This window comes from Pseudonocardia sp. Ae505_Ps2, from assembly GCF_001932425.1.
Lineage (GTDB): Bacteria > Actinomycetota > Actinomycetes > Mycobacteriales > Pseudonocardiaceae > Pseudonocardia.
Genome location: NZ_MCIP01000001.1, coordinates 1053035 through 1069557, shown reverse-complemented (window position 1 = coordinate 1069557; position 16523 = coordinate 1053035). Strand labels below are relative to the sequence as shown.

The following is a 16523-nucleotide window of genomic DNA, read 5'->3' as shown; positions in this document are numbered from 1 at the left end:
ACCGCGACCGGGCCGGCGCACCGAGCTCGCGTGCGTGCGGTCTCCGCCTCGACGGCGAGGAATGCGAGGGATGAGTCGCACCCGGGGTGCCCGAAGGGCGAGACGTGCGGGTCCTGCCAGGTCAACGCCCGACGGCGCGACGCTCGACATGACCGGTCTGTCGCGTCGAGATCGCCCGAGGTCGTGGGCGACGCCGCCCGAGCACGGCGGAGTGACGGTTGACACGCCGCCCGTCGCTCGCCAGAATGCGACGGAGAAGTCGCACATCGAGCGTCGCGCCGACGCCCGGGTGCCCGGACCTCCGCCCGTGTGCGGACCTCGATGACGAGGAGACCAGCTCCGTGACCGACTGGCCCATCTTCGACCGCACGTCGAAGACCTTCCCGCTCTACTCCCGGGCGAACGTCGGCGAGATCTTTCCCGACCCGATCTCGCCGCTGAACGCCTCGACCGGCTTCCAGGCCAACCTCGAGCCGGGCTGGCGGGACGCCTTCGTCGCCTGCGGCGTCTGGGACCACAACCTCTACGACGCCTCGGTCGAGCGCAACGTCCTGCCCGCCTTCGGGAGCTACCTCTACATCAACATGTCGCTGATGCGCCTGTTCGGCGTGCGAGTGCCGGGGATGGGCGCCGAGGCCGTCGACCTGCAGTACTTCGGCGACATGCCGGGCATCCCGAGCTACGAGAGCGAGAAGCGCGACTTCGACGACGACCCGGCGTACTCGGAGAAGGCCGGCGCCTGGCTGATGAACGAGGTCCTGCTCGCGAAGGACCTCGCCGCCTACGACGCCGACCGGCGGACGGTGCTGGACATCCGGTCGCAGCGACCGGACGTCGCGACGTTGTCGGACGCCGCGCTCGCCGAGCGCATCACCTCGTTCAACGACGTCCTGCGTGGCCTGTTCCAGCGCCACATCGAGTCCAGCCTCAAGTCCGGCGTCGGTCTCGGGGCCATCTCGCAGATCGCCGCGGCGGTCGGGCGCCCGGAGCTGGCCCTGACCCTGGTCGCCGGCATCGGCGACGTCGACTCCGCGGGTCCGTCGCACGGGATGTGGACACTGAGTCGCCTCGCGCGCACCGGCCCGGTCGCGGAGCTGTTCGACGGTGGTGTCGAGGGCCTGGACGCCCGGCTGCGGTCCTCCGGCGACCCGCGGGTCGCGGAGTTCGTCGCAGGGCTCGACGCCTTCCTCGGCGAGTGGGACTTCCGTGGCCCGGCCGAGTGGGAGCTGCGGGCGCTGACCTGGAGCCTGCGGCCCGAGCTCGCGCTGCACACGGTCGACCGGATGCGCGGCGTCTCGGACGAGGAGTCCCCGCAGATCAAGAACGCCGAGCGGGTCCGGCAGCGGGAGGAGGCCACCGCGACCGTGCGGGAGCTGCTGGCCGGTGACGCGGAGGCCGGCGGCCAGTTCGAGGCTGCGCTGCACGCGGCGGCGCTCTGGCTGCGCGGGCGGGAGCGTTCCCGCACCACGGCCGCGATGCTGATCCACGAGCTGCGGCTGCCCGCGCTGGAGCTGGGCCGGCGCGGCGCCGAGGCCGGTCACCTGGACGCGGCGAAGCAGATCTTCATGCTGTTCGCCGAGGAGCTGCCCGCCTACCTCGCCGATCCGGGCTCGTTCACCGCCACCGTCCGCGAGCGCGAGCGCGTCTACCTGGAGATGTTCGACCTCGAGCCGCCGTTCGTCGTGGTCGGTGACCCACCGCCGACCAGCGAGTGGGTGCGCCGCTCGGGTCGGACGCACACCGCGGCCGTCGCCGGGGAGACCATCCAGGGAGTGTCCGGTTGCACCGGGGTCACCCGGGGTCGGGCGCGGGTGCTGCTCGACCCGAACGACCCCTCGGCGCTGGAGCCGGACGAGATCCTCGTCGCGCCCATCACCGACCCGTCGTGGACGCCGCTGTTCGTCGCGGCGTCCGCGGTGGTCGTCGACGTCGGGGCGCCGTTCTCGCACGCCGCGATCGTGAGCCGTGAGCTCGGCATCCCGTGTGTCGTGTCGGCGACCGAAGCGACCGGCCGGATCCCGAACGGCGCGCTGATCGAGGTCGACGGGACCGCCGCCACGGTCACCGTGATCGAGGTCTGACCGCGGCGCGCCGGGACCGGTCACAGCCCGGCCGGCCCCGGCGCACCGCCCCGAGCCCGTGCGACGATCGCACCGTGGCCACCACCTTCGCGCTGATCTACACCTACACCGACGACACCGAGCTGCGGGACGCCACCCGCCCCGCGCACCGGGACTACCTGCGCCCCTTCGGCGAGGACGGCACGATGCTCGCCGCGGGCGCCTGGGCGCCGGGGGAGGATCCGGGCGGGCTGCTGATCTTCCGGGTCGAGGACCGGGCCGCGGTGCAGCGCATCGTCGACAACGACCCGTTCACCGCCGCCGGCGTCGTCGCCCGCGCCGACATCCGCGAGTGGGCGCCCCCGCTGGGTCCGCTCGCCGGGGCGCTGACCGGCCAGAACTGACTCCGGGGGCAGCCGTCCCCACCCGCGCCGCACGGGCCGGGAGCGCACCGCGCTCCCGGCCCGTCGTCGTCCCCGGGGCCGTCGTCCCGACGCGTTGGACGGGCACGACCGGGTCGCAGCCCGCACCAGAATCTTGACAACTGTCCAGAAACTCGCCACGGTCATCGCTGTCCGCAACGGTGCGAGTCCGGGGAGCTGCGATGTCGTTGACCTTCTATCTCGACAAGGGTGCCTCGCTGGACCCCGCCGCGCCCTGCCTGACGCTCGATGGCACCTCGCTGTCCTACGGCGAGGTCGTCGACCTTTCGCACGCCGTCGCGCGGGCCCTGCGGCGCTCGGGCGTCGCCCCCGGTGACAAGGTCGGCATCCTGTCGGCGAACGACCCGACCGCGTTCTCCTGCGTGTTCGGCATCGCCCGGGCCGGGGCGGTCTGGTGCCCGATCAACCCGCGCAACGCGGCCGGGGAGACCGCCGAGCTCCTGGACCTGTTCGACTGCACCACGCTGATCTTCCAGCCGTCCTTCGACGACCTCGTCTCCACGATCGCCCCGGATCTCCCGCAGCTGCGGACACTGGTCCGTCTCGGCACGGGCACCGACCGCGCGCAGGCCTTCGACGCCTGGCTCGACGCCGCCCGCGACGACGCGTCCGCCGAGGCCGCGCCGCCCGAGGAGATCGTGGCGCTGGTCGGCACCGGCGGCACCACCGGGCGTCCCAAGGGCGTGCTGCTGACCGACCGCAACGTCGAGACGATGTCGGCGATCACGCTGATGAGCTACCCCTTCGACGAGCGCCCGGTCTACCTCGCGCTGGCCCCGCTCACGCACGCCGCGGGCGTGCTCTGCTTCCCGGTGATGGCCCGCGGCGGCGAGGTCGTGATCATGCCGAAGCCCGACGTCGGCCGGTTCCTGGAGCTGATCGAGACGCACCGGGTCACGCACACGTTCCTGCCGCCGACGCTGATCTACATGGTGCTGGGCCACGAGGCTCTCGACACGACGGACCTGTCGTCGCTGCAGTGCTTCTGGTACGGCGCGGCCCCGATGTCGGTGGCCCGGCTGGCCGAGGCGCTGGACCGGATCGGGCCGATGGCTCAGCTGTTCGGCCAGTCCGAGGCGCCCATGATGATCTCGACGATGTCGCCCGCCGAGCACCGCCGTCCCGACGGGAGCATCGCCACCGAGCGGCTGGCCTCGGCCGGACGGCCGTCACCGCTGGTCGTCGTGGCGATCCTCGACGAGCAGGGCAGGCCGGTCCCGCGCGGCGAGCGTGGCGAGATCTGCGTGCGCGGGTCGCTGGTCATGGCGGGCTACTACCGCAACCCCGAGGCGACGGCGGAGGTGTCGGCGCACGGCTGGCACCACACCGGCGACATCGGCCGGCTCGACGACGACGGGTTCCTCCACATCGTCGACCGCGCCAAGGACATGGTCATCTCCGGCGGGTTCAACGTGTACTCCGCCGAGGTGGAGCAGGCCCTGATGGCGCACGACGCCGTTCGGGACTGCGCCGTGGTCGGCCTGCCCGACGAGAAGTGGGGCGAACGGGTCACCGCGGTGGTCCAGCCCCAGCCCGGTGCCGAGATCGACACCGAGGAGCTGGTCGCGTTCGTCAAGGCGCGCATCGGTTCCGTGAAGGCCCCCAAGCAGATCGAGATCTGGAGCGATCTCCCGCGCTCGACCGTGGGTAAGGTTCTCAAGAACGAGATCCGCGTCACACTCTCCGTCAGCGACGCCACCGACGACATCGTCGGCGACGTCGTTGGCGACACTGTCATGCCGCAAGGAGGCAGCATCACATGAAGCTCGCTCTGTACCTCCCCAACTTCCGTGACCTGGTCACGGTCAAGGAGCTGGAGGACCTCACCGCCCTGGCCGAGGAGCTCGACTTCGACTCGGTCTGGACGCTCGACCGGATCGTCGTCCCCGAGAAGTCCGACCGCCAGGAGCTGCAGTACTCCTTCGGCATGATGGACGGGCTGCCGAACGCCCTGCCCGTGTCCTCGCGCGGCAAGTGGTTCCAGGGCTACCCGCTGATCCCGTGGCTCGCCGCGAAGACCACCAAGGTCCGCATCGGCATGAGCATCATCGACACCCCGTTCCGCTCGCCCGGCGTTCTCGCCGCGGAGCTGGCGACCATCGACCACCTCTCCGGCGGCCGCCTGAACGTCGGTGTCGGGTCCGGCTGGATGCCCGAGGAGTTCGCCGCGGCGAGCGCCGCACACATCTTCCCCAAGCGGCACAAGCACGTGCGCGAGTCGATCGAGATCATGCAGGGCATCTGGGACAAGAGCGCCGACCACTACGAGTTCCACGGCGAGTTCGCCGACTTCGACGCCTGCGGCTTCGGGCACAAGCCGCTGCAGGACCCGCGCCCGCCGATCTTCATGAGTGGCCTCAAGGACCCGCTGCGGTCGGCGCGCCGGATCACCAAGTACGACCTCGACGGCTGGATCGGCATCCAGGACTCGCCCGAGCGCCTCGCCCAGTGGATCACCGCGATCGACGAGCAGTTCGAGGAGATCGGCAGCCCCAAGCGGGCCAAGGACCTGGAGATCTGCTCGATGATCTGGACGGTCATCACCGACGAGGAGGTCGACCAGACCGTCAACGGTGTCGCCTCGAACCTGCTGGTGGGGACGGAGAAGCAGCTCACCGACCGACTCAAGGCGTACAAGGAGGCGGGGATGACCATGCCGCTGATCTGGCCGCCGTTCGCCGACGTGCCGGTGGCGAAGACGCTCGACGACCTGAAGCGGATCAAGAACGACATCATGCCGAAGGTGCTCGCCTCCTGAGGCTCCCGGGCCGCACCGCAGCACCGCAGCGCAGCGCCGTGTCGGCGGGCCCACCTCCCCGGGTGGGCCCGCCGGCACGCGGGACGCCCGTACGGAGGAGACACCGATGACCGACGTCCTCTGGACCCCGTCGGCGGAGCGCATCGAGCGGTCCGCGCTGCGTGCCTACCTCGACCGGCTGGCCGAGCGGGAGGGGCGCCCGTTCGACGACCACGACGCCCTGCACGCCTGGTCGGTCGCCGACGTGGACCGGTTCTGGTGCTCGGTCGTCGACCACTACGGCGTCGCGTTCTCCACGCCGTTCACGCAGGTCCGCACCACCGACCCGATGCCGCACACCCGCTGGTTCACCGGCGCGCGGCTGAACTGGGCCGAGCACGTGCTGCGCCACGGCGACGACGACACGGCCCTGGTGTGCGTGCAGGAGGGCGGCACCCCCGCCCGGGAGATCACCTGGTCACGGCTGCGCCGGTCGGTCGCCGCCGCTGCGGCCTGGCTGCGCCGCGCCGGCGTCGAGCCCGGGGACCGGGTCTGCGCCTACCTGTCCAACACCGAGCACGCGGTGATCGGCCTGCTCGCCGCGGCCGCGGTCGGCGCGGTGTGGTCCTGCTGCTCGCCCGACTTCGGCGCCGAGGGCACCATCGGCCGGCTCGCCCAGCTCGAACCGACCGTCCTGATCGCCGCCGACGGCTACCACTGGAACGGCACGGTCGTCGACCGCGGCGACGTCGTCGCCCGGCTGCGGGAGAACCTGCCGAGCGTGCGGCACGTCGTGCACGTCGGCCACGCGGTCGACCGGCCCGCCCCGGACGGCACCACGCCGTGGGCGGAGCTGCTGGCCGTCGACGCGGAGCCGGAGTTCGCGCAGGTGGAGTTCTCGCACCCGCTGTGGGTGCTGTTCACCTCCGGCACCACCGGCCTGCCCAAGGGGCTGGTCCACGGCCACGGCGGCATCACCCTCGAAGGGCTCAAGTGGTCCGGGCTGTACTGCGGGCTGCGTGCGGGCGAGCGGATGTTCACCTACACCTCCACCGGCTGGGCGCTGTGGAACATGCAGCTCGGCGCGCTCAGCCAGGGCGCGTCGATCGTGCTCTACGAGGGCAGCCCCGGCCACCCGCCGGGCGCGGTCTGGGAGGTCGCCGCCCGGACCGGCGCCGACGTCGTCCTCCTGGGGGCGGCGGTGGTCACCGCGACGGCGAACAGCGGCGTCTCCCCGCGCGCCGACCACGACCTGTCCCGGGTGCGGCACGTCATGGTCAGCGGCTCGGCGCTGCCGCCCGCCGGCTACGACTGGCTGTACTCCCACGTCTCGCCGGACCTGCGGGTCGACTCCACCAGTGGCGGTACCGACATCTCCGGCTCCTTCGTCGGGGCGAACGAGTACTCCCCGGTGCGGGCCGGGCGGATCGGCGGGCGCCTGGCCGGGGTCGACTGCGCCGCCTGGGACGACGACGGGAACCCGGTCGTCGACGAGGTCGGGGACCTGGTGGTCACCCAGCCGATGCCGTCCATGCCGGTGCACCTGTGGAACGACCCCGACGCGCGCCGCTACACCGACTCCTACTTCGACACCTGGCCCGGCGTCTGGCGCCACGGTGACTGGGTGACCGTGCACGGCGACGGCAGCGTCTCCATCCACGGCCGCTCGGACTCCACCCTCAACCGCCAGGGCGTGCGCCTGGGCACCGGCGACTTCTACGACGTCCTGGAGACGATGGAGGAGGTCACCGAGGCCCTCGTCGTCGGCGTGGACCTCCCCGACGACGGGTACTGGCTGGGCCTGTTCGTCGTCCCCGCCGCGGGGCATCCGCTCGACGACGACCTCCGGGCGAGGATCGTGACCACGCTGCGGACCCGGTTGACCCCCCGGCACGTGCCCGACGAGATCGTCGAGGCGCCCGCGGTGCCGCACACCCTGTCCGGCAAGCGGCTGGAGGTGCCGGTCAAGAAGCTGATGGCCGGGCGTCCGCTGGAGAAGGCGGCGAACATCGCCTCGGTCGACGACCCCGACGTGCTGCGCTGGTACGCCCGGTTCGCCGCCGAACGGCGGGCCTGACCGTGCGCCTGGGCGCGACGCTCGCGCACCTGTCCGACGCGCCGCCCCACCCGGTGGTGCCGTGGGCACGGCGCCTGGCCGGCGCGGGATTCGCCCACCTCTGGGCGCCGGAGATCATCGGCCGCGGCCGGCTCGTGCCGGACCCGTTCGTCGCGCTCGCCGCCGCGGCCGGGGCCACCGACGGAGTCGGGCTGGCGACGGGCACCGTGCAGGTCCCGCTGCACCACCCCGCGGAGCTGGCGCACCGGATGCTGTCGTTGCAGGCCGTGTGCGGGGACCGGCTGGCCCTGGGCATCAGCCCCGGCTCCACCCGCGACGACTACGCCACCCTCGACCGCGACCACCGCACCCGTTTCCGGACCTTCGACGAGAACGCGGCCCGGCTCCGCGACCTGCTGGAACACGGCCACGACGACCACGCCCGGCTCGCCGACCCGCCGGCCGCCCGCCCGCCGCTGCTGCTCGGCTCCTGGGGCGCGAACGTCGAGAAGGCGGCCCGGCGCTTCGACGGCTGGCTCGCCTCGGGCTACCGCACCACCCCCGCGGAGATGATCGAGGCGCTGGGGCGCTACCGGGCCGCCGGCGGGCGCCGCGCCGTCGCCTACGCCCTACCGGTCCCCGCGGGGACCGACCTCGGGCGCCTGGGCGAGACGCTGCACCGCTATGCCGACGCGGGGTTCGACGACGCCGTCGTGGTCATCGAGCCGGACGGGCCGGACCCGGAGCGGGTCCGGGCGCTGCTGGCGTAGCGCCGCGTCGGACCCGGGCCGGTGCCGGTCTCAGGCCCGTTCGACGTGTGCGCGCACCGCGGTGCCGTCGTCGGAGATCCAGCCCTTGCTCCGGGCGTAGCCGAGCATGCCGGCCAGGTCGTCCTCCCAGCCCGGGCCGACCCGACCGGCGGCGAGCCTGCGGACGGCGTCCACCCGGACCAGGACGTGCTCGCCGTCGTCGGAGACCTCGCCGAGCCCGGTGCGGCACACGGTGTCGGCGAGCTCCCCGTCGGCCAGTCCCTCGGCGGCGACGACGTGGAACGCGCGCACGTCACCCGGGTCGACGAGCTCGACGTCGCCCGGGGTGATCCGGAAGTACATCCGTCGAGGTTAACCCGTGCGTACGTGCGGTGGCCGGTTCGGCGCCGCCGCGATCGGGGTCAGCCCGCGAGCTTTCCGGCGACGGTGACCACGCGGGTGGCGAGGTGGTCGAGCGCGGCGTTCTCGGCGTCGCCGAGCGGGGCGTCGTTGTTCGCCCCGGTCACGTGCGAGGCGCCGTAGGGGTTGCCGTCGACGAACTTGGTCGGGTCGGTGTAGCCGGGCGCGACGACGATCCCGCCGAAGTGGTGGATCGTGTTGTACAGGGCGAGCAGGGTCGACTCCTGGCCGCCGTGCAGGGTCTGGCTGGAGGTGAACCCGGCGTAGACCTTGTCGGCGAGCAGGCCCTGGCCCCACTGCGGGCCGAGCGAGTCGATGAAGGTCTTCAGCTGCCCGGCGATGTTGCCGTAGCGGGTGGGGGAGCCGAACAGGACGGCGTCGGCCCACACGATGTCGTCGGCGGTCGCGGCGGGGACCTCGGGTGCGGCCTCGGCGTGCGCGGCCTGCGCCTCGGTGGCCTGGCGCTCACCGCTGGTCGCCTCGCGGGCGACGCGACGCAGGCGCACCTCGGCGCCCGCCTTCTCACCGGCCGCGGCGGCCCGGTGGGCCATCGCGTCGACGGTGCCGGTGGCGGAGTAGTAGACGATGGCGAGCTTCACGGTGCTCATGGTTCCTCCGTGGGGTTCGAGGAGGAGCCCGGTACGGCGTCGGACCCGGCTCGGTACGCCGACGGCCTTCCCGTTCGGGGCGACCGGCATGCCTGCCGGTCGCCCCCGTCACGGTGACGCCGGGTCAGCTCGTCGAGCCGCCCAGCGCGTCCTTGACGTTGCCCGCCGCGTCCTTCAGCTTCTCGCCGGCGTCCTTCAGCGACGCCTTCGACTGCTCGGCCTTGCCCTCGACCTGCAGCTCGCGGTCGCCGGTGGCCTCGCCGGTCTTCTCCTTGGCGACGCCCACGGCGTTCTCGGCCTTGTTCTTGACCTTGTCGGTGAACGACATGACTACCTCCTCGGTGGACTGTGCGTAGGAGGGCGCGCGCCTGCCGGTCCTCACGGGCATGTGACACAGGACACCGGAAATGCGCCCTCACGACCGGCCCGGGGCAGCCGCGCGTTCGTCGATCCGGGCCTGGATGCCGGCGTCGGAGCAGAAGCCGCGACCGTGGCGCTTGAGACAGAGCAGCCCGAGCAGGCGGCCGGAGCCGTCGACCACGGCGACCCGTCGCCGTCCGGCGTCGGCCATCGCCGCCCAGGTCGAGGCCAGGTCGTCGCCGGCGCGGGCCACCCGCCCGTCGAGCGTCCCGAGGGGCGCGACGGGCCGGTCGGGGACCGCCCCGGTCAGGTCGGCCCGGTCGACGACGGCGAGCAGTCGCCCGGCGTCGAGGACCAGCAGCGAGTGCACCTTGGGCCGCTCGAACGCCGCCCACGCCTGCGCGACGGTCGTCGCGGGTCCGCAGGTCTTGGGGAACGTGTGCATGGCCGCTGCCACACACACCCCGTTCGGCGCGGTGTTCATGGCGGACCTCCCCTCCCGCACGGGTTACCCGGACTCACTCCGGCCGGAACACGGCCAGGGCGGTGGCCAGCATCGAGTAGTACCCGGTCAGCCACACCAGCGCCGCGAGCGTGTCACGGCCGAGCGCGTCCAGCGCGGTCGCGTAGGCGCCGTCGCCCAGGTCGTGCTGCGTGAGCAGGGCGCGGACGGTGGTCAGCGCGACCCGCTCGGCCTCGTCGAGACCGTCGGGGACACCGCCGTCGAGCAGGGCCTGCAGCTGCGGGCCGGTCAGCCCGGTGTCGCGGGCGAGGCCCTCGTGCGCGGACCACTCGAACGCCGATCCGTGGTGCACGGCGACGGCGAGCACGGCCAGCTCGCGCAGCCGCGGCGGAAGGTCGTCGTCGGTGCGCAGGGCCGCGCCGACCTGCTGGACGGCGTCGCCGATGCGCGGCGAGAAGAGCATCGTCGCGAACGGGCCGAGCAGCCGGTCGGCGTCGTCGACCAGCGGGACCCTGGCCTGCGCGCGGCGCGGGCCGGTCGCGATGCGGGCGTGCAGCGCGGCGCGCTCGGGATCGAGCCCGGCCGGGTCCGACGGCGCGGTCCGCGGGTGGGCCGGCGGTCGCGGCCTGCCACGCAGGTCGGCGGGCGTCGTGGCGTCGCTGGTCGTCACCGGTCCAGGCTACGGACGCCGACGGCGGGTCCCCGGGGTGACGCCGGTCTCCTGGACGATCAGCCCAGCTGCCCCGGCGGGCTGCCCCGCCGATCTGCGGTAACTGCGTAGCTGGTTCTGGGCCGGTTGCGCAGATGCCACGGCCCGCGGTGTCCTCGCTGCACACCAGCGAGGAGATGGAGGCGCGGGATGGCTCTGCCCGAGTGGGACGGCGAACTGACCTCGGTCCGGTACGATCGGGAGACGGGCGCGTGGTTCGTGATCGGGGTGCATTCGACCCCGCTCGGCCCGGCGTCCGGCGGGACCCGCGCGATGGTCTACCCCTCGCCCGACGACGCCGTCGCCGACGCCCGCCGCCTCGCCGGGGCGATGACGCTGAAGATGGCCGCCGCGGGCCTCCCGATGGGCGGTGGCAAGTCGGTGATCGCGCTCCCGGCCCCGCGCACCGAGCTCGACGACGCGACCTGGCGGCGCATCCTGGAGATCCACGCCGCCAACCTGGAGCTGCTCGGCGGGAACTACACCACCGGCCCGGACGTCGGGACCTGCTCGGCCGACATGGACGTGCTCGCCGGTCTGACCCCGCACGTGTTCGGCCGCTCGGTCGCGGCGGGCGAGCCCGGCTCGTCCGGCCCGATGACCGCCCTCGGGGTGTTCGCCGCGATCCGCGCCGGAGCCGCGGAAGCCGGGTTCGACGGCGTCGACGGGCTGCGGGTGCTGGTCCAGGGGCTCGGGGCGGTCGGCGCCGACGTCGCCCGGCTCGCCGCCGACGCGGGGGCCAAGCTGATCGTCACCGACGTCGATCCGGCCCGCTGCGCCGCGGCCGCCGACGAGCTGGGTGCCGAGGTGGTCGACACCGCAGCGGTGACCACCCGCGCGTGCGACGTGCTGGTCCCGTGCGCCACCGGCGGGCTGATCACCGCCGAGGTCGCCGCGACCGTCCCCACCGCGGTGATCGCGGGTGCGGCGAACAACCTGCTCGCCGACCCGTACGCTGCCGATGTCCTGCGCCGGCGCGGGATCACCTACGCCCCGGACTTCGTCGCGAACGCCGGTGGGGCCATCCACCTGGTCGGCCGCGAGGTGCTCGGCTGGAGTGCTGCCGCCGTCGCGGACCGGACCCGTGCCATCGGCGACACCCTGGCCGGGATCTTCGCCGACGCCCGCGCACACGGCACCACCACGGTCACCGCGGCGGAGAACCTGGCAGCACGCACGTTGACGGGAGAGCACTGATGGACATCCTCACCGACTCCGAGAAGCTCGCCGCCCTCGACGCCGCCGCCCTGCGCCGGCTGGTCGGCCTCGTCGAACACGACGACTCCGCCGACCCGTTCCCGGTCACCGGCTGGGACGCCGTGGTCTGGGCCGTCGGCAACGCCACCCAGGCCGCGCAGCTCTACCAGGTCGTCTACGGCATGGAGCTCGTCGCGTACTCCGGACCGGAGACGGGCAACCGCGACCACCACTCCTACGTGCTGCGCTCGGGCGCGGTCCGGTTCGAGCTGCGCGGCGCCGTCGACCCGGACAGCCCGCTCGCCGACCACCACCGCCGGCACGGCGACTCCGTCGTCGACATCGCCCTCGAGGTCCCCGACGTCGACCGCTGCATCGCCCACGCCCGCGCCCAGGGCGCCACCGTGCTCGTCGAGCCGCACAACACGACCGACGAGCACGGCACCGTGCGCACCGCCGCGATCGCCACCTACGGCGACACCCGGCACACCCTGGTCGACCGGTCCCGCTACACCGGCCCGTACCTGCCCGGCCACGTCGCCCGCGGCTCGTCGGTGGCCCGGCCCGCGGACGCGCCGCGGCGGGTGTTCCAGGCGCTCGACCACGTCGTCGGGAACGTGGAGTACGGACGGATGGACCACTGGGTGGACTTCTACCACCGGATCATGGGCTTCACGAACATGGCCGAGTTCATCGGCGACGACATCGCCACCGACTACTCGGCGCTGATGAGCAAGGTCGTCGCGTCGGGGAACCACCGGGTGAAGTTCCCGCTCAACGAGCCCAGCCCGGGCCGGCGGAAGTCCCAGATCGACGAGTACCTGGACTTCCACCGCGGCCCCGGCGCCCAGCACCTCGCGCTCGCGACGAACGACATCCTCGGCGCCGTCGACGTGCTGCGCTCCCGCGGCGTGGAGTTCCTCGACACCCCGGCCGCCTACTACGAGGACCCGGAGCTGCGGGCCCGCATCGGGTCCGTGCGGGTGCCGATCGCCGAGCTGCAGTCCCGCGGGATCCTCGTCGACCGCGACGAGGACGGCTACCTGCTGCAGATCTTCACCAAGCCGATCGGGGACCGGCCCACGGTGTTCTTCGAGCTCATCGAGCGGCACGGCTCGCTCGGCTTCGGCAAGGGCAACTTCAAGGCGCTGTTCGAGGCGATCGAGCGGGAGCAGGAGCGCCGCGGCAACGTCTGAGCGGGCGCTGCCCCGGCGGCGGAGCAGTTCTGGACCGGTTCGGATCAGTCCTGGATCCGCCGCCAGGGGCGGTCGGCCTCGATCGCGTACGCGAGCTCCAGCAGCGTCCGCTCGTCGCCGACCGGGGTCTGCAGGTGCACCCCCACCGGCAGCCCGCCCGCCGTCGCACCGGCGGGCAGCGCGACCGCGGGAGCCCCGGCGACGTTGGCGAGCGGGGTGAACGCGACGTAGTCCAGCAGCCGGGCGGTGAGCTGCTCGATCGGCACCGTCGGCGCGAGCCACCCGATCTCCGGCGGGGTGTGCGCGAGCACCGGGGAGAGCAGTACGTCGTGCCGGGTGAACAGCTCGGCGTGGGTCGCCGCGACCCGGCGCAGCCGGTGCAGGAACACCGGGGTGCGGGCCAGCGCGCGACGGTAGTGGTCGGCCAGACCGTGGGTCAGGCCGTCGAGACGGTGCGGGTCGAAGGTGCGCCCGTGCAGCAGCCGCCCGCCGGTGACCACGGAGAACGCCAGCAACCCCCAGTAGTCGAGGAAGTCGTCGACGAACCGGGTCCCCACCCCGCTGTGGGCCTCGGACACCTCGTGACCCTGCTTCGCGAGCAGCTGGGCGACGGCGGTGACGGTCTCGCGGGTGTCGGCGTCGACCGCCGCCCCGGTGGGGGACTCCAGCAGCAGGCCGACCCGCAGGCGTCGCCGGGCGGGGCCCTCGACCAGGCCCAGCGGTGGCAGCGCCGGGTTGCGGCGCCCGCGGTCGGCGGCGCCCAGGAACACCGCGGTGTCGCGGACCGAGCGGGACACCACGCCGTCGGCGACGAGGTCGATCGGCATCCGGGCGCCGGTCGCGTTCGGCGCGAGCCGGCCCCGCGAGGGCTTGAGCCCGACCAGCCCGCAGGCCGCGGCCGGGATGCGGATCGAGCCGCCGCCGTCGTTGGCGTGGGCCAGCGGCACCACCCCGGCGGCGACGAGCGCGGCCGCCCCGCCCGACGACGCGCCGGCCGAGAAGCGCGGGTCCCACGGGTTGCGGGTCGGCTCGGCGTCGGCGAACTCGGTGGAGGCGTTCAGCCCGTACTCCGGCATCCGGGTCGTGCCCAGCAGGTCCAGCCCGCAGCCGAGCAGCTGCCGGGTCACCTCGGCGTGCTCGCGCGAGGGCGCCGGGACGAACGCCTGGGTGCCGTGGCCCGCGGGCCAGCCCCGGACCTCGACGTTGTCCTTGACCAGCGTCGGCACCCCGGCCAGCGGGCCGTCGACGGCGCCGGTGACGGGATCGGCGGTGCGGTCCAGGGCGAGGCCGTGCAGGTGCGGCTCGACCCGGGCGGCACGCGCGGCGACGGCCGCGTGCAGCTCGGCGGGCGCGACCTCACGGCGGCGCAGCCTCCCGGCGAGGGTGACGGCGTCGTCGTCGCCCAGGGCGTCGTCGGTGAACGCGTGCACGCGTCGGTCCATGTCGGACGATCCTGCAGCCCGCCCGTCCGCGTACGACGGGGAGGCCCGGCGCGGGTGGTGTCGCCTCCGCCACCACGGTGGCGTCGGGTGTGGAACAGTGCGCACGGTCCCCACGTGGAGGACGCCACACCCCCGCGGGTGGGGCAGGATGCAGGACGACACCGACGTCACCAGCGCCGAGGAGCACGCCCGTGAAGACCGAGGCAGCCGCCCCGTGCTGACCCCCGCCGTGACCCCTGTGGTGACCCCCGTCGTCGGCCGCGGCCGGGAGGTCGAGCTGCTCGTCGCGGCGCTGGAGGCCGGCGCCCACGTCGTCCTGGAGGGCCCGCCGGGCACCGGGAAGACGACGCTGCTGCGGTCGGTGGCCGAGGAGGCCGAGCTCCCGTTCGTGTTCGTCGAGGGCAACGCCGAGCTCACCCCGGCCCGGCTGGTCGGGCACTTCGACCCGGCCCAGGTCCTGGAGCGGGGCTACAACCCCGATACCTTCGTCGACGGCCCGCTGGCCGAGGCGCTGCGCTCCGGGGCCCTGCTCTACGTCGAGGAGATCAATCGGATCCCGGAGGAGACCCTCAACGTCCTCATCACCGTGATGAGCGAGGGCGAGCTGCACGTGCCCCGGCTGGGCCGGATCACCGCGCACGAGGGATTCCGGCTGGTCGCCGCGATGAACCCGTTCGACGCCGTCGGCACCGCCCGGATCTCCTCCGCCGTCTACGACCGGGTCTGCCGGATCGCGATGGGCTACCAGACCGCCGGGGACGAGACCGCGGTCGTCGCGCTGCGCGGCCCCGAGGTCGACGAGCAGTGGCGGGCCAAGGTCGTCTCCCTGGTCCGCCGGACCCGGGAGCACCCGGACGTGTACGTGGGCTCCTCGGTGCGCGGGGCGATCGACATCGTCCGCATCACCGCGGCGCTGGCGGCCCGGCGCGGCCGGGAGACCACCGACTGGCGGGCCGGGCTGGACGCGGCGCTGGTCGCGCTGTCCGGCCGCATCCGGCTCGCCGAGTCCGGCTCCCGCAGCGCCGAGGACATCGTCCGCGAGCTGTACACGGCCGAGTTCGGCCAGGAACCCGCCGACGACGCCGACGGGGCCCCGGACGGCGGTGATGCGTCGGGGGGAGCCTGAGCCCGCCACCGGCGGGCGGTCCCCGGCCCGCGGACGGCTCCACCCGTCCGTCCCGGCCGCGTGCGCGCCCGGAGGACCGCACGGTGGCCCGCAGCTCCCTGGCGGGCCACCCCGGGTTCACCGAGATCTCGCCCGAGGTCGGGGTGCTCGACCCCGACGCGTTCGACGCCGCGCTCGCCGAGCGTCCCGACGAGACGCTGACGCTGCTCGTCGACATGGGCAGGGCCACCGACGAGAAGCTGCGGGCGGCGGCCCGCAGGCTCGCCGGCCGGGTCGTGCTGGAGATCGGCCGGTCCGGCCGGGTCACCCGGCGCGGGATCGGCAGGCTGCGTGCTGTCCCGGCCGACCGCGGCGGCGACCTGGACCTGGACGCCTCGCTGGGCGCGGTCGCCGAGGCCCGCGCGGCGCGGCGCCCGGTCGGGCTCGACGAGCTGACCGCGCGCACCTGGGCGCGGCCCGCGCTCGCGTTGTGCCTGGTGGTGGACGCGTCCGGGTCGATGGGCGGGGACCGGCTCGCCGCGGCGGCGCTGACCGCCGCGGCCTGCGCGTTCCGGGCACCCGGTGACCACGCGGTGCTGTCGTTCGCCGCCGAGACCCGGGTCCTGCGCGACATCGGGTCCACCCGTCCGCCGTCGGCGGTCGTCGACCGGGTGCTGGGCCTGCGCGGGCACGGGGTGACCGCGCTGTCCGGTGCGTTGCGGGCGGCCACCGCGCAGCTGGAACGGACGCGCGCGGAGCGGCGGATCGTCGTGCTGCTCTCGGACTGCCGGGCCACCGACGACCACGACCCGGTCCCGGCGGCGCGGCAGGTCCCGGAGCTGCTGATCCTGGCCCCGGAGTCCGACCACGAGCAGGCCGCCGAGCTGGCCGCGCGCAGCAACGCGCGGTGGGCGCCGGTCGCCGGCCCGTCGGACGCACCGGGGGTGCTGCGGTCCCTCCTGGGTGGCTGAGCCCCGC

The 16523-nt window shown here is 74.0% G+C and carries 16 protein-coding genes; 10 read left to right on the top strand and 6 right to left on the bottom strand.

Going from position 1 to position 16523, the window contains the following annotated elements; genetic code table 11:
• Positions 1-341: 341 nt before the first annotated feature.
• The 6 genes from Ae505Ps2_RS04900 (at position 342) to Ae505Ps2_RS04875 (ending at position 8066) form a co-directional block, all read left to right on the top strand.
• Complete coding sequence (locus Ae505Ps2_RS04900; RefSeq protein ID WP_075553440.1) at positions 342-2081, top strand: PEP-utilizing enzyme; 1740 nt, start codon at positions 342-344, stop codon at positions 2079-2081.
• A gap of 74 nt (positions 2082-2155) precedes the next feature.
• Complete coding sequence (locus Ae505Ps2_RS04895; protein ID WP_075309742.1) at positions 2156-2464, top strand: YciI family protein; 309 nt, start codon at positions 2156-2158, stop codon at positions 2462-2464.
• Positions 2465-2664: 200 nt separating this feature from the next.
• On the top strand, positions 2665-4266 hold the full coding sequence (locus tag Ae505Ps2_RS04890; RefSeq protein WP_075309744.1) for a long-chain fatty acid--CoA ligase: 1602 nt from the start codon (positions 2665-2667) through the stop codon (positions 4264-4266).
• Positions 4263-5261: an LLM class flavin-dependent oxidoreductase gene (locus Ae505Ps2_RS04885; RefSeq protein WP_075309746.1), complete on the top strand. Its 999-nt coding sequence runs from the start codon at positions 4263-4265 to the stop codon at positions 5259-5261. Before Ae505Ps2_RS04890 ends, Ae505Ps2_RS04885 begins: the two co-directional genes overlap by 4 nt.
• 106 nt (positions 5262-5367) lie before the next feature.
• Positions 5368-7317 carry an acetoacetate--CoA ligase gene (locus Ae505Ps2_RS04880; protein ID WP_075553439.1) on the top strand — a complete coding sequence of 650 codons (1950 nt, stop codon included), beginning with the start codon at positions 5368-5370 and terminating at the stop codon, positions 7315-7317.
• A 2-nt stretch (positions 7318-7319) separates the two neighbouring features.
• The gene (locus tag Ae505Ps2_RS04875) at positions 7320-8066 is read left to right on the top strand and encodes an LLM class flavin-dependent oxidoreductase (protein ID WP_075309750.1); all 747 of its coding nucleotides are present in this window, start codon (positions 7320-7322) and stop codon (positions 8064-8066) included.
• Positions 8067-8096: 30 nt separating this feature from the next.
• Here the strand turns inward: Ae505Ps2_RS04875 and Ae505Ps2_RS04870 are convergent, their stop codons facing one another.
• From Ae505Ps2_RS04870 to Ae505Ps2_RS04850, 5 genes are all read right to left on the bottom strand, one after another.
• Positions 8097-8408 (bottom strand): hypothetical protein, encoded by a 312-nt coding sequence (locus Ae505Ps2_RS04870; RefSeq protein WP_075309752.1) that lies wholly within the window; start codon positions 8406-8408, stop codon positions 8097-8099.
• A 59-nt stretch (positions 8409-8467) separates the two neighbouring features.
• Positions 8468-9073, bottom strand: a complete 606-nt coding sequence (locus Ae505Ps2_RS04865; protein WP_020621566.1) for an NAD(P)H-dependent oxidoreductase — start codon at positions 9071-9073, stop codon at positions 8468-8470.
• 124 nt (positions 9074-9197) lie between these two features.
• On the bottom strand, positions 9198-9401 hold the full coding sequence (locus Ae505Ps2_RS04860; protein ID WP_020621565.1) for a CsbD family protein: 204 nt from the start codon (positions 9399-9401) through the stop codon (positions 9198-9200).
• An 87-nt stretch (positions 9402-9488) separates the two neighbouring features.
• A complete protein-coding gene (locus tag Ae505Ps2_RS04855) occupies positions 9489-9917 on the bottom strand; it encodes a CBS domain-containing protein (RefSeq protein ID WP_020621564.1) in 429 nt (142 codons plus the stop codon).
• 34 nt (positions 9918-9951) lie between these two features.
• On the bottom strand, positions 9952-10566 hold the full coding sequence (locus Ae505Ps2_RS04850) for a carboxymuconolactone decarboxylase family protein (RefSeq protein WP_083695339.1): 615 nt from the start codon (positions 10564-10566) through the stop codon (positions 9952-9954).
• Between the two features lie 189 nt (positions 10567-10755).
• Between Ae505Ps2_RS04850 and Ae505Ps2_RS04845 the strand changes: the two genes are divergently transcribed.
• Positions 10756-11802 (top strand): Glu/Leu/Phe/Val dehydrogenase dimerization domain-containing protein, encoded by a 1047-nt coding sequence (locus Ae505Ps2_RS04845; RefSeq protein WP_075309754.1) that lies wholly within the window; start codon positions 10756-10758, stop codon positions 11800-11802.
• Positions 11802-12998 carry a 4-hydroxyphenylpyruvate dioxygenase gene (gene hppD / locus Ae505Ps2_RS04840; RefSeq protein WP_075553438.1) on the top strand — a complete coding sequence of 399 codons (1197 nt, stop codon included), beginning with the start codon at positions 11802-11804 and terminating at the stop codon, positions 12996-12998. Before Ae505Ps2_RS04845 ends, hppD begins: the two co-directional genes overlap by 1 nt.
• 44 nt (positions 12999-13042) lie before the next feature.
• Here hppD and Ae505Ps2_RS04835 read toward each other — a convergent pair whose 3' ends face one another.
• Positions 13043-14440 (bottom strand): amidase, encoded by a 1398-nt coding sequence (locus tag Ae505Ps2_RS04835; RefSeq protein ID WP_075309758.1) that lies wholly within the window; start codon positions 14438-14440, stop codon positions 13043-13045.
• Positions 14441-14588: 148 nt separating this feature from the next.
• Here Ae505Ps2_RS04835 and Ae505Ps2_RS04830 point away from each other — a divergent pair, with 148 nt between their 5' ends.
• Positions 14589-15566: a MoxR family ATPase gene (locus Ae505Ps2_RS04830; protein ID WP_084786200.1), complete on the top strand. Its 978-nt coding sequence runs from the start codon at positions 14589-14591 to the stop codon at positions 15564-15566.
• Between the two features lie 83 nt (positions 15567-15649).
• Positions 15650-16516: a vWA domain-containing protein gene (locus Ae505Ps2_RS04825; protein ID WP_233147677.1), complete on the top strand. Its 867-nt coding sequence runs from the start codon at positions 15650-15652 to the stop codon at positions 16514-16516.
• The last annotated feature ends 7 nt before the right edge of the window (positions 16517-16523 follow it).

Bases quoted from the DNA above. Each gene is read 5' to 3' on its own strand.
- Ae505Ps2_RS04890 (WP_075309744.1), top strand. From the start codon at position 2,665: ATGTCGTTGACCTTCTATCTCGACAAGGGTGCCTCGCTGGACCCCGCC.
- Ae505Ps2_RS04885 (WP_075309746.1), top strand. From the start codon at position 4,263: ATGAAGCTCGCTCTGTACCTCCCCAACTTCCGTGACCTGGTCACGGTC.
- Ae505Ps2_RS04880 (WP_075553439.1), top strand. From the start codon at position 5,368: ATGACCGACGTCCTCTGGACCCCGTCGGCGGAGCGCATCGAGCGGTCC.
- Ae505Ps2_RS04870 (WP_075309752.1), bottom strand. From the start codon at position 8,408: ATGTACTTCCGGATCACCCCGGGCGACGTCGAGCTCGTCGACCCGGGT.
- Ae505Ps2_RS04865 (WP_020621566.1), bottom strand. From the start codon at position 9,073: ATGAGCACCGTGAAGCTCGCCATCGTCTACTACTCCGCCACCGGCACC.
- Ae505Ps2_RS04860 (WP_020621565.1), bottom strand. From the start codon at position 9,401: ATGTCGTTCACCGACAAGGTCAAGAACAAGGCCGAGAACGCCGTGGGC.
- Ae505Ps2_RS04855 (WP_020621564.1), bottom strand. From the start codon at position 9,917: ATGAACACCGCGCCGAACGGGGTGTGTGTGGCAGCGGCCATGCACACG.
- Ae505Ps2_RS04845 (WP_075309754.1), top strand. From the start codon at position 10,756: ATGGCTCTGCCCGAGTGGGACGGCGAACTGACCTCGGTCCGGTACGAT.
- hppD (WP_075553438.1), top strand. From the start codon at position 11,802: ATGGACATCCTCACCGACTCCGAGAAGCTCGCCGCCCTCGACGCCGCC.
- Ae505Ps2_RS04835 (WP_075309758.1), bottom strand. From the start codon at position 14,440: ATGGACCGACGCGTGCACGCGTTCACCGACGACGCCCTGGGCGACGAC.
- Ae505Ps2_RS04830 (WP_084786200.1), top strand. From the start codon at position 14,589: ATGCAGGACGACACCGACGTCACCAGCGCCGAGGAGCACGCCCGTGAA.